Here is a 14,747-nt window from a genome sequence, read left to right as displayed (position 1 = left end):
GGTTACTAATCGCATCCGCAAAAGCAGGCTAATTTCGCCGGACCGGATGTAAGCCTGTAAGTAACAGGCGAAGAGTTGAGCGAGTAACCAATGGTCAGTTCGTTGCCGTTGGATGTTAGCTGGCCTGTTATCTGGATCGGAACATTACTAAAGCCCGCGCCCGTAAAGGCATGATAACTGCCAGTGACAGTAAATGATCGATCTTGATTCAGTTCAATTTTTGGAATTAACAGATAGGCGCAACACATGCCGCTAAGGCGATAGGCCCCCTGATAGGGTCCTAATTCAACGCACCCTTCGGACCAGACGCCCGTTGGTAAAACATCTGTAGTAGAACGGCATTCGATCATCATCATAGCTATGATGATCAGAAAAAGTAGGTTTTGTTTCATACCCTGAACGATATATAGCCATGACTCCAGTAAGGGGGGATTCGTTGGAATAGATATCCGGAAAAAGTAGGGTTATTAGTCAGGTTAATAAAATGCTTACCGGTCAGTCATACAACCTGGGCCAATAAAAAATCAGGCAGCCCCATTGGAGTAGCCTGATCTAAAACGTTGTAAGCTTCTTTTCAGAAGTACATACGACAGGATTAGGCTATTGGATTTAGCCGTTTTGGGCAGATATGCACAAAGCTGGTTTTCTGGCTTAAAACGTATATCCCTATTAGTGATCGATTCGTTTATAGCCGCCCTTTAGGGAACTGGTCTAACCGAACAATTAGAGATGTGCTGTAAGGGATTTGGTGCCTGAAATGGCCTTCTCTGTTTATTAATGGTACAAAAAGTGGATATTTTCTTGCTGAAAGGATATTACCATCCGATATTTAAACACTAATGCCGGGATCATCGTAGCGAAGATCTATTAAAGCTCGGAAAGAGGGTTAAATAGGCGACTATGAGCATACAGATAACACTGACGGCGAAAGAGCTGATTTTATATCTTGGCCAGGAGGTACAGATCAATGCGATTGATCATGCTAAACATGGGGAAGTTGGTATCCTTAATTATGTTCGTGACAGGATAGATGGTAATCCGCTGACACCAACAGCCGGTGTTTGCTTTCATGGAGAATCATTTACGCGTACAGTGCCTCTGCATAGTGTGCGTTTACTACTTAGGCCGTTGCCAGGGTTGACCGAATCGGAAGCGAAACAATGTTTTCGATTGGGCTACCCTTACTGGGACCAACGCGAGGAGGTAAGTTTGATCCGGAGCGAAACCCAGATTGAAATAGTGTCGGGCCCACTTAAACTGGTTATTACAACCCTGGGTATTGTTTCGTCAGAGCGTTGGCTTGATGGAACAGCTAGCCCGGCCCGCGTTAGCGTTCTGGCGTTGATGAATTATCTGGATAGCCTGTTTATTGATACACGCGGCTACATTGAACGAGGTCTTGCTTATGCCCGTGATGCCTGACCCGAGTAAAGGCTTTAACTAAAAAAATACCGGTCTCATTTGGACCGGTATTTACCGTTTTCTTAACCTATGAGATATTTCTTTATAGACCGCAAAGATAGCTGGTCTGTACGAGGTCATATGTTAAAAGACGTTAACATAAAAACGCCGGGCCTAATAAGCCCGGCGTTTTTTAACCATCCTCTTTTCCAAAAACCTTCTAAACAAAGTTAAGCAGTTAGTATAGGCGCTGGGGTTAAAAGATGGTTAAGGTGAAAACCAAAAGCTGAGAAAAAGCAGTTACAAGTAGTAATGTTCAGGAAATAAGTTTAATTGACGTGATTATAGATGAGTCTTGAAGAACGGTTTGATGAGTAATTTGTTAGTTGGCGCAAAAAACAGCCCGGTTCAATCGACCGGGCGTTTTACTTCATCTTGTTCATATTACCTATTCGTTTGCCTATACGCCATCCATCGGTTAACCGTTGCCATCGATCAAAAAAACTAGGGGCCTTAAAGCGGGGATTTGGAGTCCACTATTTGCTTCTTGCGCCAAAAGGGAAGGGTTGTTTTTATGATTAAGGGAAGTTTAATGCGGAGACGTTGAGAAATCCGTATGCATACACTCCTGAACGGAAAAATGCCGATGGACTGGTGTAGGTCTGACCATCATAACGGATGGCTGTTGGATTGATCTCCGGCGAAGTGTTTTGACGGCAGGTAGACGCATCGGAACAACTGGTGATGACAAAGCAGACCAGGAGAAAGAAAAACAATAGAAATCGTTGCATGAGAAAGCCGGGCTACGCAAGTTCTTATTTCATGACTATCAAATAATCATTGCGTCATTCAGTGTATAAGGCCTAAAGGGGACTACATTAAAATGAGTTATCCTCCTATTGACACTATATGATCAGCAAATAAATAGCCTTGAAAATCTTGATTAGTAGACAACGTTAGCGGTTATTGCTCTTGGAATGGTAGATACTGTATTACCTTTGTTCATAACGCCTTGGCCTATACGCTACGAGATAAGCACAAGTGATTAATGTATACAACATACCGAATAATAACTACATTTTGCTATGCCTGCTATAATCTGTAAAATTAAGCCGCTAAACCAACTGGTTTAGGGAGAGTCCACTCCAGTCCTTTATCTTTTCCCGTATTACAACACTCATCGATAGCCAGAAAAGGCTGCCATCACTCGTAATGATTCGATTTATAAGGAACAAATACCGAGTTCTAGCCGGTATTTATTGGCTATGTCTGCCGCTTTCCATAACTCTGCCCACAAAGGCACAAACAGCTCAACCTCCTGCCATTCAATGGCAACGCATACTCGGCCCCGCCTACACTGCTTATCCCTTACAAATTACCCGGGCCAGTAGTGATGGCTATGCCATCTCTTACGGCAGTGTGATGAGATTGTCGGAATCAGGCAGTACGCTGTGGCAAACTTCTATTCCTCCCTCACCTGAGTTTCCATCCAACAGTAATACACCCACCTATATAACCGCTACTCCAGATGGAGGTTTTGCTGTTCTGGTTTACAGCAAGTATAGATGGTCGCTGGTACGTCTGAACGCTGATGGCGTAATTCAATGGATGAAATCATTTGTAGATTATATGGATATCACAAGTTCGCTGACTCGATCATTCGCTGATCTGATTTATACTTCTGATGGCGGTTTTTTTGTATTAGGTTCTACCCAGTTTGGGCGCAACGGTACACAATGTGATGTCTATAAGTTTGATGCTTATGGGAACAATACAATCACTAAGTCCATAAATAATGACTATGGAAATAGTACGAGTCCCATAACAATAGCAAAGCGAGTTATTGAGACTGGCGATGGGAATTATTTGCTGGTGGGGTCAAATAGAGGAGCTGATCTAACTATCACGGCCTTCGCTGCTAAACTGAATCAGCAACTTGATGCGGTTTGGAAAAAAAATTTAGGTGGAAATGTGTTAGATGATGTTATTCGTAATCCCTATGCAGGCGATTCATTTATAGCTATTGGACCATTAGCGCCGACAGGAACACGGACAATTATAATCGGGCCCACCGGAGAAATAAGCGATGCTTTTAACCAGTCAGATCGAGTCAGTAGTACGAAATCATTTATTGTGGCAGGCTTAGCTAACCATACCATCATTGATGTGGTAAATGAACGGGCCGGCGATTTACGGTTACAAAATCTAATGAATCAAAATCAGGGCTGGCTTAAGAAGTTAGGTGGCTCATCGTCAGAAGTTATCAATAGTGCGGTTGCCAGTAACGATGGAGGTTATTTGCTGGTTGGTACCACTAATTCCACCGATGGCGATGTGCAGGGGAAAACGAATACGGACCTTTCTGCCTGGATCGTTAAGCTTGGCCCAGTCTGCACGGGAGAGCTTTACTCGGTTCATGATGGCAACTGGAATGATCCATCAACATGGTCGTGTGGGCAGATACCGACCAGCGCTGATATCGTACACGTAAAACACGAAGTTGTTTTGCCACAAAACGTTGTGGCCGCTGCCCGTCGGATTATCTATGATTTACCTGTTCAACTGAAATGGCAGCAAGGAGCTAGTCTCGAGTTAAGTCAATAAAAGTAGCTTACCAACACGCCAGGCAAAAGCTGAAAGGAGTCTGTAAATTGATCTGACTGGCTCTATTGTTCGATTTTGGTTGACGTCATTGAGATACTTTCGATTGCATGACCTATCAAACACTTTTATAAAATTCTCTTACAGCAACATTTAAAGGCTTATTTATAATAAACTCGTCATAGGGTGAAAATTTTTACTGAAAATATCCTGTTTGTCTTAAGGGTTTTGGACGGGCAAATGTGTCATTAAGTTAGAATGGTTATTAGTGAGCATACGATTAATCAAATAGAACATGCAACTAATCAGTACCTGGCAAACTTACGCAGTGACCGAATCAGTACCTTTATCGACTATGGACGCATCATCACCAGATGAGCTGAAGCCGTTGGCTACCGATAAAGAGCTGTTTATCCGCCGAACGTTCAAAACCGATGCCCGGTTGGGTTGTGAGTTGCTTTTTCGGCAGCATTATGTCGCCCTTTGCAGCCATGCTGTGCGTTTTGTGGGGTCAAAAGCTGTTGCTGAGGACCTGGTCGCAGATATGTTCTGTCAGTTTTATGAACAACAGATTTTCAGTACCATTACCACTTCTTACCGGGCTTATCTCTATAAAACCATTCGGAATCAGGCCTATAATTACATTCGGCAGACATTCCAACGAGATGTATCGCTGGAGGAAGCTCAGTATCAGGCAACAAAGGAGGACCAGCAACCAGATGCCATCACCCAGTATGATGAACTCTATCAGGATGTAGAAAAAGCGATCGAGTCCTTGCCTGTACAGCGTCGACGCATTTACCTGATGTACCGCTTCGAAGGAAAGAAATACGGAGAAATTGCCAGTGAGCTTAGCCTTTCGGTGCGAACGATTGAAGTACAGATCAGGCTGGCCAGTCATTCGCTGCGGGAGTCATTGAGAGGTCGCTGGTTTCTCTTGAGCATCAGTGTATTAGTTGATTTTTTCTAATCTGTATTTAAGGGTTTTCCAACACCAAATGTGTCATCCTACTAAATACACCTGGACATGAATCAACTCGTCAATAAACAACTCATTTTCGACTCATTTGCGGGCAAGGCAACTACCTTGCAGCGGAAGCTGATCGATGAATGGTGTGAAGATCCTCGCCATGAAGAACTATTTTATGAATGGCTCGAAGAATGGGAGCAATCTCATTTGCAGTACGTAGCCGATCAGCAAAGCGCGCTAACTAGCTATACCAATTTTTTAACCACTGATCGCCCAGCGGACGTGCAAGCAGGTGAAGCTATACGTATGACGTTACCTACGCCTACACGCCGAAACTGGCTGCTTTGGGCAGTAGCGGCCTCCGTAGCCATCATGGTGGGCAGCTTTACGTTTCGGCAGCAACTACTGAATCAAACCTACGAAACGGCGTATGGTCAGACGCGCGTCGTTCAACTGGAAGATGGCAGTCAGGTAACGCTCAATGCTAACTCCACATTACGAGTACCCCGGTTTGGTTTCGGACGCGAAACCCGCCAGGTTTGGCTGGATGGTGAAGCTTTATTTTCGGTTACACACATGATTAACAATCAACGCTTTGTGGTCAAAACCGGCAATGGGGCCGATGTTGTCGTGCTGGGTACAGAGTTCACATTGTATGCCCGACCTCGGGGGACGCAGGTTGTGTTGCAGCGAGGGAAGGTTGAACTTCATTATCAGCAGGCAGGCCAGGGCGAACAACAGGTAACCCTGAAACCAGGTGATCTGGTTAACCTGAAACGCAATGGGGTTGCTCGTCTGAAGCCAATCCCGCAACCCGCTAACTATGCGGCCTGGCGGGATCATCGGTACGTCTTTGAGGAGACTTCACTCAAGGAAATTACGTATCTGTTCCAGGAAAATTTTGGTATGAGTCTGGAAATTTCCGATCCTGAAACGGCAGCACTGACCTTATCAGGAGCCTATCCAGCTCAAAGCGCGGATGACTTATTGTCCATTATTGCCGAAGCCTTAAACATTCGGATTACCCGGCAGGGCGACAAAGTGCTGCTGGCTCCCCAACCTATTTAACCCTTCTTTTATGCTTTCCTGTTTTACTGGCCTACCAACTATGGGGCTGGTAGTTTGTCTGACCTTATCCGGTCAATCAGCTACTGCTTTGCCCTTTTCTGCCCCGCAGCCGATTCATTCGCCTGCCAGAGCTACCGAAAATACGACACGATTATTAACCGACGCCCTGAAAGATCTCAAACAACTTTTCGGGGTAGATATCCTGTATGGCGATCAGCTCGTACGGGGCCTGGTCGTACCAACTAACATTATCGATCAGAAAGTCGATCTGGAAGAAAACCTGAAAATGGTTCTCAAAAATACCGGGCTCCGTTATCGTAAAGTAAAAAACGGCGCTTATTTAATAACCGGGCATCGGGTAGATAAAAGTTTGTCTACGAGTATAATTGGCTTGCCAGGTGTAAGTGCCACAGGCTCACTGACCAGTCTGGAGGCAACAGATGTCAACTCAAAGCCAGGCCTAATTAATGTAGTCTCGGAGCGGAATCTACAAGCAACTGACCAGGCCATTGGTGGGCAGGTAATCGACGAAAACAAGGCTGGACTACCGGGTGTCAATGTGCTCTTGAAAGGGACAACCAGGGGAACCACAACGGACGTCGATGGGAAATTTAAACTGAATATTCCGGAAGGGGGGAATGCTACCTTGGTTTTTTCGCTGGTGGGATACATGTCTCAGGAAATCGCTATCGGTACGAAGTCGACGATCGATATTCAATTAATACCCGATAATAAAACCCTTTCTGAAGTCGTCGTTGTGGGATATGGAACTGTGAAGAAAAGTGACATTACTGGCTCGCTGGGTTCGGTGTCGGCCAAAGAATTGACGGCCTATCCAACCATTAATGCTGTTCAGGGACTACAGGGGAGAACTCCTGGTGTACAGGTCTTACAGAACTCGGGCGAACCCGGCACAACCCTGAGTGTACGTATCAGGGGCGGTAACTCACTGCAAGGCAGTAACGAACCGCTGTACGTCGTGGATGGCTTTGCTTTGTCGGGTGCGCCAAACGCCATCAGTCCAAACGATATTGAATCAATGGAGGTCCTGAAAGATGCCTCGGCAACGGCTATCTATGGCTCCAGAGGGGCGAATGGCGTTATCATCATTACGACCAAACGCGGTAAAGCGGGCAAAACCCAGATATCGCTGGATAGTTATTATGCCGTGCAGCAGGTGAACAAAAAAATAAACCTGATGAATGCTCAGGAGTTTGCTACGTTAGCCAACGAGCGGGCCACCAATGATGGCTTTCCTGCCTATTTTACCCCTGAACAAATTAATTCATTCGGTCAGGGTACAGACTGGCAAGATGTTATCTTCCGCAAAGCACCGATGCAAAATCATACCCTGTCGGTAACGGGAGGAAATGAGAATACGCAATATGCGGTGTCGGGCAATTATTTTGGGCAACAGGGCATATTACGTGGATCGAACTACCAGCGGGAAAATTTCCGGGTCAATCTGAATCAGAAACTGGGCGACAAAGTCCGCCTGTTCTATAATGCGGTACTGACCAATACGGATCGCTCTCAGTTGTTGAATGACAACGGACAAAAAGGAAATACGGTGATATCGGCTGCGCTGGGCTCCCCGCCCACTATTGCCCCCTATGATAATGTGGGTAATTACAGTTACGTGAAGCCCTATGCGTTCAGTCCTAACAGCCTGGAGAATCCGCTGGCGCTGGCTGAAGCTCGGCACCAGAAAAACAACGAAGTCTATATCCTGACCAGTGCCGCGGTTAGTTATGAGCCCATTAAAAACCTCACTCTACGCTCATCGATTGGTATCGAGAATAGCTCGATCCGGGGCGATTTTTATTCCCCGGCTGTAATTTCAACGACACCCGCCGGTTCAGCAACTATTACCTACGGCAGTCGGGCCAATATCCTGAATGAAAATACGGCTACGTATATCCCTAAACTTCCAGCCAATCACGAGTTAACGCTATTGGGGGGTATTACGTATCAGCAGGAAAAAAGCCGTTCGTTTGCAACCAGTTCCACCGGCTTCAATTACGAAGGGCTGGAATCGGAGAGTATCGGCGTAGGGAGCAATCCAGGTATACCAATCAGCACATCCTACAAATGGGCACTTTTCTCCTATCTGGCCCGCGCCAACTATTCCTATAAAAGTCGGTATCTGCTCACGGGCAGTATTCGGGCAGATGGTTCATCCCGCTTTGGCGTCAATAACAAATGGGGCTACTTCCCCTCAGCGGCCTTTGGCTGGCGCATCATCGATGAGCCATTCGCCCAGAATTTACGGACCATTTCAGACCTAAAACTTCGTCTTTCTTACGGGATCACAGGTAACACCGCTCTTTTGCCCTACCAGACGCTATTTACTTTAAGCCCCGTCAATACGGTCTATAATGATCAGCTTTATGTGGGTCAGTTAACAGGTTCTTTGCTGGTCAATCCAGATCTGAAATGGGAATCGACTGGTCAATTTAACGCGGGTTTGGACATTGCCATTTTACGAAACCGGTTCTCCTTGACCCTCGATTACTACCAGAAAAACACGCGTGATCTACTGGCCACCGTACCGCTTCAACAATCAACCGGTTACACCAGTACCATCCAAAATATCGGACAAATTCGTAACAGCGGCATCGAGTTGGGGTTAAATGCCAACCTGATCAATACAAAAGCCATCAAGTGGGATTTAAACGTCAATTTTACCCGGAATCGCAACGAAGTAGTACAACTCGCAGGCGGAAGTGATGTGTTTGGCACACTCCTGCAACAGCCACTGTCGGTAGCCGTTAACCTGATCCGCGTTGGCCAGCCCGTTGGAGTTTTCTATGGGTATCTGGAAAAGGGGCTGGACGAAAAAGGGGCTATTAAATACCAGGACCTGAATGGGGATGGGGCCATTACCCTGGCCGATAAGACCATTATCGGCAATCCGAACCCCAATTTTTTGTATAACTTCAACACAAACATTTCCGTCAGGGATTTTACCCTTACAATGTTCTGGCTGGGGAAACAGGGTGGGGATATTTTCAATGCCAATTTGACCAGTCAGGCCAGTAGCATGTATTTTGGCGAAAACCAGATCAAAGAAGTCTTCGATAATCACTGGAAAGCGGCTAGCCCTGATCCCAATGCCAACTATCCGAAGATCAGCGCCAGTACATCCTTTAAGGAGTCGAATCGATTTGTGGAGGATGGGTCCTTCCTGCGCCTGAAAAATATCCAACTGGCCTACAACCTGCCAACAACCAAATGGAGTTTGAAATGGCTCCGCAGTGCGCAACTCTACGTGAGTGGACAGAATCTGCTCACCTTTACCAAGTACTCCTGGTATGACCCGGAGGTCAATACGTTGGGAGGGGCTTCCTCTATTTCGGTAGGCATCGACCAAACCGGCTACCCCTCCGCCCGTGCCTACACGATTGGTGCCCGTATTGGTCTCTAAACGCAATTTTTCTGCAAACAAGCCATGAAAAAAAATATTATATTCTGTTTACTCAGTACGAGTCTGCTGACTTTTTCCTGTAAGGAAATACTAATCGAAAAGCCCGAAAGTTTGTTGGCTACAACGAACTTTTACAAAACGGCTGCTGATGCCAACTCGGCAATCAGTGCGGTATCCAGTACGCTCCATACCACTACGTTATACGGTTTCCGGTATCTGGCTCATACGACCGCACTTGAGGATTATGCATCCGGGCAGGGATTTTACATTCCTATGTCGCAGTATCAGATTACGACACCCATCATTGCCGTAACGGATCAGTTTTGGGCGGGCTTTTACAAAACCATCGATGCGGCCAACCTGGCACTAAAGTACATTCCCGCTATTTCGATGGACGAAACGCAAAAGAAACAGTTACTGGGTGAGGCCTATTTTCTACGGGCGCTGGCCTATTATAATCTCGTAAAAAACTTCGGTGGAGTCCCTGTTCGGACTCAACCAACGCAGGATCTGATGGCTGTTGGTGGCAAGCGCGAAGCCGTCGAAACTGTTTATGCCCAGATTATTGCCGATTTGAAACTAGCTGAGACCAGCCTGCCCCTGACACAATCGCTTGCCGGTAAACCTACCTCTGGCTCGGCAAAAACGATGCTGGCGGATATTTATTTAGTGCGGGAGCAATGGGCTAATGCCCGCGATAAAGCCGAGGAGGTTATTGCGTCGGCAGCTTACTCACTGGTTACTATAAAGCAGTCTGCTGATTTTGAGAACATTTTTGGCGCTGGCGTTGTCACCACATCCGAAGAGATTTTCTCCATTAAATTCCAAAGGAGTGTAGCCGCCGGCTCCGCGCTGCCGCAATTTTATCACCTGCCCACTAGTCTCTGGGCCATAAACGGTTTCGGTACGTTCTTTGGTTTTCCAACCTACCCACTCCTACGGGACTGGGCTGATGCGGATTTACGGAAAGGGTATAATCTGTATACGGCTGGACCTAACAAAGCAGGTACTATTGTCGCCAACAGCGCTTCCCAACCGATTCGATTTGGTAAATTTAAAGATACCGGAGCGCCTGCCTCCCAAGCCAGTGGCAACGATTTTCCAATCTACCGCTACGCCGATGCCTTGCTAATTTATGCAGAAGCGGCTAGCCAGGCCAGTCAGGACCCAACAGCGCTGGCGCTGGAACGACTGAATATGGTTCACCGAAGGGCCTATGGCTTAGCGCCGGGAAGCCCTTCACCGGTCGATTTTACATTAACTGGTCAGACAACGGCCAGTTTTCGGGAGTTAGTCCTCAAAGAGCGGGCTTATGAATTTATTGCGGAAGGTAAACGCTGGTATGATCTCGTCCGTACGGGCACCGCTAAGTCGGTCATTAAAGCAGCCAAAGGTATCGACATCCCAAATTCGGTCTTGCTGATGCCGATTCCCAAGCAGGAGATTGATAACAATCCGGATATTGCCCCGGAAGATCAGAATCCAGGCTATTAAACACCACCTTAATTTACTTCAACACATGATTCATCGTCTTAACGTACGTTTTTTTGGAAGCCTTCTCCTGGTACTTTCGGGCTTTCCGATGCTGGCTCAATCGCAGAAAGCCCCTAATATTATTGTCATCCTGGCCGACGACCTAGGCTATGGCGATTTGGGGTGTTATGGTCACCCAACTATTTCGACGCCCAATCTGGACCGAATGGCCGTCGAAGGCATGCGCTTCACAGAGTTTTACTCCGGAGCCGCCGTTTGTACACCCAGCCGGGCAGCCCTGCTCACCGGTCGGCTTCCGGCTCGCACGGGTGTGTACGGTAAAGGGGATGTATTCCGGCAGAATTCGGCCAGTGGATTGCCTCTGAGCGAAGTAACCGTCGCCGAGATGCTAAAGGAGAAAGGCTATGCAACCGGATTGGTTGGTAAGTGGCACCTTGGCCATTTGCGGGAGTTTTTACCGACCCGGCAGGGCTTCGATTACTGGTTTGGTACGCCCTATTCCAATGACATGGGGAAAGTCTTTACGACAAGTAAAGCGGGCGTTTATGGCATACCGCCCGGTCCTCGTGCAAACGCTCCGGCTTTGCCCCTGTACAAAAATGAAACCATCATTGAAGAAGAGCCGGATCAGCATTTTCTGACTAAACGCTATACCGATGAGGTCATTCAATTCATCAAACGGAGCAAAGACAAACCGTTCCTGATGTATTACGCCAGTAACTTTCCCCATACGCCCCTGTATGCCTCGCCCGATTTCGAAGGGAAAAGCCCTCGGGGTTTGTATGGTGATGTTGTTGCGGAATTAGACTGGAGTGTGGGGCAAATACTGAAGACACTGAAGGAACTTAAACTGGATCAGAACACGCTTGTTTTTTTCACCAGTGACAATGGTCCCTGGCTTGTGCAAAAGGATCACGGTGGCTCGGCAGGGCTTCTCTTTGAAGGTAAAAATTCCACCTACGAAGGCGGAATGCGCGTTCCGGGTATTGCCTGGTGGCCAGGCAAAATTAAAGCAAACGTGACCAGTACAGCCCTTATGAGCAATATGGACCTGCTTCCTACGATTGCTGCGGTGGCAAAAGCAAGTTTGCCCAAAGATCGGATACTGGATGGAATTGACCAGTCCGGTGTGCTATTTGGTCAACAAGAAAAGGCTCGGGAAATGCTGCCGTATTACCTGAATGAGCAGGTTTTTGCGATCCGTAAAGGCTCCTGGAAAGCCCATTTCCTGACCCACGCATCCTATTCACCAGCAGCCCCAGACGTACACGCGACTCCGTTACTCTACAATATTGATAATGACCCCAGTGAAAAATACGACCTGGCCAAAGACTATCCCGACATTGTGGCGGATTTGACCAAAGAATACGAAAAGCAGAAAACTTCCTTTACCCTTCCGCCTTCAGAAATTGAGAAGGTTCTTCCCAGTCCGCAAAAGCAGAATTAAGAGCCGTATCGGATAAAGACCGTTCGCTAAAGGAAACAGGTATGGGTTAGGAAAGGTCGCTTTGTTTCGAAAGCCGCTTGAGTTTCAATAAAAAGCCCTGATCTAAGTGAATTAGGGTTTTTTTCTCTTTTAACGCTCCTTTTACGTGTGATAGTTATGCAGAAAACAGTGATTGTCATCCTGTTATTGAGTGAAAGCCTGGCGATGTCGTTTATGAAACGTTTAGCCTATCAATCTGCGCCAACTCAACCCAACATTCTCTGGATTACCTGCGAGGATATGTCCCCTCACCTCAGTTGTTACGGTGACAACGAAGTCAAAACTCCTAATATTGACCAACTGGCAGCCGAAGGCATTTGCTATACCCATGCCTATACGACAGCGGGTGTGTGCGCACCCAGTCGCTCGTCCATCATTACGGGGATGTACCAGACCTCTATTGGTACGCAGCACATGCGAACACTTCAGGCATCGAAAAAAAAGTAGACCTGGGTGTACTATAATTGCATGTGAATAGTTGAAGTATAGTCAGTTAGTACTTAACGTGCTTGTTTTTTAGGCGGCTCAACGTGTCCTTAGTAAAGCCAACATAGGAAGCAATGATATGTTGAGGGAAACGTCCCAGTAGTTCTGGATAACAGGCTGCGAACTCCCTATAGCGTTTCTCTGCCGAGGCACCGATTGCCGCGGTGATCCTGCGCTGGTTGGCCATGTTGTTCTTTTTGTCGAGTTGATGCAACATATGGCTGAAGCCTGGTATTGTCGACAGGTCAAGTGCATTCTGCCTGCTGAGCAGGAGCATTCCGGTATTTTACTAGGCATCTATATTATAAACGCTCGGCGTGTTCATTACATAGCTTTCCCGGTCGCCCATCCACCAGTTCTCGATGCCAGGGCGGACGCTATGTTCGGCACCTTTCTCGTCAATGGTAAACTGCCTCATGGCCCCTTTGATGATAAATGCGAAGGAGTAACACCGATTGCCTTCCTGAAGAAAATATTGCTTTCTTCTTAGTTTGAATGGCGAAAAAGCGGCTCTGTACCGCTCTTTCTCGTCCGCTGTAATCGGTGCGGAATTGAACTGTTGAATGTAGGAAAAAAGGATATCATACATGGGAGCCTCCCGGATCTTAGAATCTAATCAGGTAATCAAAAACAGTTAGTAGGTTAAGCAATACAGAACTAAATTGACGTCCTTCGCAAGGATTGCCGAGAACTGAATTTATGCCCCTGAAGTCTGTTATCGCTTGCGATTGGTAGCATTGGACAGCTAGTAAAAAGCATTGTCTTATGAATCGCTCCTGGAAATGAATTAAGGAAGCATTTACACAGTGTCCTTTGCACATATACCCCCTTTGTTTTAAATGCTGGAAGTCCCTGGCCACTAGTCCGCTTGCTCTATCCATTATCGCCTTCCATATGGATCGGAAGTCGGCCTGGATCACCAGTGCGCTAACTACCGTTGTTTTTACCCGCACTCAGCGTGCCTAAACTAGCTTCCTGATCCGAAGCAAAGCGGCTGGCCACCTCCTGCCGAAAGATTTCAGGGCCAACGCTTAGCCGGTGCGCGTAAGTAGCTATCGCGTCAGCTCCAGCTGGGTAACGGAGTTGGTCCGTCTGATCCGTGGCAGCCTGGTAGATTACTTCAGCAATCGCTTCGGGAGAGGAGAACTGCACATTAGCCTGGCCACTTAATAGCTTTTGCAAGAGAAAGCGATAAGCCTCATGGTCGGCCACCACCAGCGAGCGGCCGGTGAAATCGGTGGCTATGCCGCCGGGTGAAACCGTTTTAATCTGGATGTTATGCTGTGCCAATTCAAAGGACATACTCTCGCTCCAGCCTTCAACGGCCCACTTGGTGGCGTGGTAAATCGAGTAGAGTGGGAACGCAATCAGACCACCAATGGAGGTGGTGTTAATGATACAGCCGGATCTTTTCTGCCGCAAGTGCGGCAGAAAGGCTTTGGTAACCCGGATTACGCCCAGCAGATTAGTATTAACCAACTGAGTTATCTGTTCGTCGGAGAGTGCTTCCAGGGCGCCGATGAGGCCATAACCTGCATTGTTGAACACGACATCGACTGCAGACAAGCTAAGCGCGCGTTGCACAGTCGATTCAATGGCTACCGGATCGGTTACGTCGAGGGGCAGCAGGTGAACACCGGGCAGTTGTGTCAGCTCGGTTTCCTCTTCGGGATGACGCATGGTTGCTATAACCTGCCAGCCCCGGGCGGCAAACAAGTTGGCGGTAGCTTTACCCAAGCCTGCTGAAGCACCGGTTATAAAAATAGTAGGCATGAGCCAGGAATGATGGTTAATGGAAATAAATTGACAACCAG

The 14,747-nt window shown here is 47.2% G+C and carries 12 protein-coding genes and 1 pseudogene; 8 read left to right on the top strand and 5 right to left on the bottom strand.

What is annotated here, in order from left to right; all coding sequences use genetic code 11:
* Positions 1 to 5: 5 nt before the first annotated feature.
* Positions 6 to 392 (bottom strand): hypothetical protein, encoded by a 387-nt coding sequence (locus G8759_RS29940; protein WP_167216575.1) that lies wholly within the window; start codon positions 390 to 392, stop codon positions 6 to 8.
* A gap of 508 nt (positions 393 to 900) precedes the next feature.
* Between G8759_RS29940 and G8759_RS29935 the strand changes: the two genes are divergently transcribed.
* Positions 901 to 1,422 carry a hypothetical protein gene (locus tag G8759_RS29935; protein ID WP_167216573.1) on the top strand — a complete coding sequence of 174 codons (522 nt, stop codon included), beginning with the start codon at positions 901 to 903 and terminating at the stop codon, positions 1,420 to 1,422.
* A gap of 557 nt (positions 1,423 to 1,979) precedes the next feature.
* On the opposite strand, the gene G8759_RS29930 is transcribed toward G8759_RS29935, so the two are convergent.
* A complete protein-coding gene (locus G8759_RS29930; protein ID WP_167216571.1) occupies positions 1,980 to 2,192 on the bottom strand; it encodes a hypothetical protein in 213 nt (70 codons plus the stop codon).
* Positions 2,193 to 2,613: 421 nt separating this feature from the next.
* Between G8759_RS29930 and G8759_RS29925 the strand changes: the two genes are divergently transcribed.
* From G8759_RS29925 to G8759_RS29895, 7 genes and pseudogenes are all read left to right on the top strand, one after another.
* The gene (locus G8759_RS29925; protein ID WP_167216569.1) at positions 2,614 to 4,005 is read left to right on the top strand and encodes a hypothetical protein; all 1,392 of its coding nucleotides are present in this window, start codon (positions 2,614 to 2,616) and stop codon (positions 4,003 to 4,005) included.
* 352 nt (positions 4,006 to 4,357) lie between these two features.
* Positions 4,358 to 4,972: an RNA polymerase sigma-70 factor gene (locus tag G8759_RS29920; protein WP_232073999.1), complete on the top strand. Its 615-nt coding sequence runs from the start codon at positions 4,358 to 4,360 to the stop codon at positions 4,970 to 4,972.
* Positions 4,973 to 5,029: 57 nt separating this feature from the next.
* Complete coding sequence (locus G8759_RS29915) at positions 5,030 to 6,040, top strand: FecR family protein (protein WP_167216564.1); 1,011 nt, start codon at positions 5,030 to 5,032, stop codon at positions 6,038 to 6,040.
* 10 nt (positions 6,041 to 6,050) lie between these two features.
* Positions 6,051 to 9,467, top strand: a complete 3,417-nt coding sequence (locus tag G8759_RS29910) for a SusC/RagA family TonB-linked outer membrane protein (protein WP_167216562.1) — start codon at positions 6,051 to 6,053, stop codon at positions 9,465 to 9,467.
* 24 nt (positions 9,468 to 9,491) lie between these two features.
* Positions 9,492 to 10,961 (top strand): RagB/SusD family nutrient uptake outer membrane protein, encoded by a 1,470-nt coding sequence (locus tag G8759_RS29905; protein ID WP_167216560.1) that lies wholly within the window; start codon positions 9,492 to 9,494, stop codon positions 10,959 to 10,961.
* A 25-nt stretch (positions 10,962 to 10,986) separates the two neighbouring features.
* Positions 10,987 to 12,408: a sulfatase family protein gene (locus tag G8759_RS29900; RefSeq protein ID WP_167216558.1), complete on the top strand. Its 1,422-nt coding sequence runs from the start codon at positions 10,987 to 10,989 to the stop codon at positions 12,406 to 12,408.
* A gap of 204 nt (positions 12,409 to 12,612) precedes the next feature.
* Positions 12,613 to 12,873: pseudogene (locus tag G8759_RS29895) on the top strand (sulfatase-like hydrolase/transferase); the annotation flags it as partial.
* Between the two features lie 67 nt (positions 12,874 to 12,940).
* Here G8759_RS29895 and G8759_RS35725 read toward each other — a convergent pair.
* The 3 genes from G8759_RS35725 to G8759_RS29885 form a co-directional block, all read right to left on the bottom strand.
* Positions 12,941 to 13,210: a cyclic nucleotide-binding domain-containing protein gene (locus G8759_RS35725; protein ID WP_197933056.1), complete on the bottom strand. Its 270-nt coding sequence runs from the start codon at positions 13,208 to 13,210 to the stop codon at positions 12,941 to 12,943.
* A 12-nt stretch (positions 13,211 to 13,222) separates the two neighbouring features.
* Positions 13,223 to 13,522, bottom strand: a complete 300-nt coding sequence (locus G8759_RS35720) for a Crp/Fnr family transcriptional regulator (RefSeq protein WP_197933055.1) — start codon at positions 13,520 to 13,522, stop codon at positions 13,223 to 13,225.
* 338 nt (positions 13,523 to 13,860) lie between these two features.
* Entirely contained in the window at positions 13,861 to 14,706 is an 846-nt protein-coding gene (locus G8759_RS29885) for an SDR family oxidoreductase (RefSeq protein ID WP_167216554.1), read from the bottom strand.
* Positions 14,707 to 14,747: the final 41 nt, after the last annotated feature.

It is taken from the genome of Spirosoma aureum, assembly GCF_011604685.1.
Classification (GTDB): domain Bacteria; phylum Bacteroidota; class Bacteroidia; order Cytophagales; family Spirosomataceae; genus Spirosoma; species Spirosoma aureum.
This window is presented reverse-complemented; position numbering and strand designations above follow the sequence as displayed.

Bases quoted from the DNA above. Each gene is read 5' to 3' on its own strand.
- G8759_RS35725 (WP_197933056.1), bottom strand. From the start codon at position 13,210: ATGCTCCTGCTCAGCAGGCAGAATGCACTTGACCTGTCGACAATACCA.
- G8759_RS29920 (WP_232073999.1), top strand. From the start codon at position 4,358: ATGGACGCATCATCACCAGATGAGCTGAAGCCGTTGGCTACCGATAAA.
- G8759_RS29925 (WP_167216569.1), top strand. From the start codon at position 2,614: ATGATTCGATTTATAAGGAACAAATACCGAGTTCTAGCCGGTATTTAT.
- G8759_RS29940 (WP_167216575.1), bottom strand. From the start codon at position 392: ATGAAACAAAACCTACTTTTTCTGATCATCATAGCTATGATGATGATC.
- G8759_RS29935 (WP_167216573.1), top strand. From the start codon at position 901: ATGAGCATACAGATAACACTGACGGCGAAAGAGCTGATTTTATATCTT.
- G8759_RS29910 (WP_167216562.1), top strand. From the start codon at position 6,051: ATGCTTTCCTGTTTTACTGGCCTACCAACTATGGGGCTGGTAGTTTGT.
- G8759_RS29915 (WP_167216564.1), top strand. From the start codon at position 5,030: ATGAATCAACTCGTCAATAAACAACTCATTTTCGACTCATTTGCGGGC.
- G8759_RS29900 (WP_167216558.1), top strand. From the start codon at position 10,987: ATGATTCATCGTCTTAACGTACGTTTTTTTGGAAGCCTTCTCCTGGTA.
- G8759_RS29930 (WP_167216571.1), bottom strand. From the start codon at position 2,192: ATGCAACGATTTCTATTGTTTTTCTTTCTCCTGGTCTGCTTTGTCATC.
- G8759_RS29885 (WP_167216554.1), bottom strand. From the start codon at position 14,706: ATGCCTACTATTTTTATAACCGGTGCTTCAGCAGGCTTGGGTAAAGCT.
- G8759_RS35720 (WP_197933055.1), bottom strand. From the start codon at position 13,522: ATGTATGATATCCTTTTTTCCTACATTCAACAGTTCAATTCCGCACCG.
- G8759_RS29905 (WP_167216560.1), top strand. From the start codon at position 9,492: ATGAAAAAAAATATTATATTCTGTTTACTCAGTACGAGTCTGCTGACT.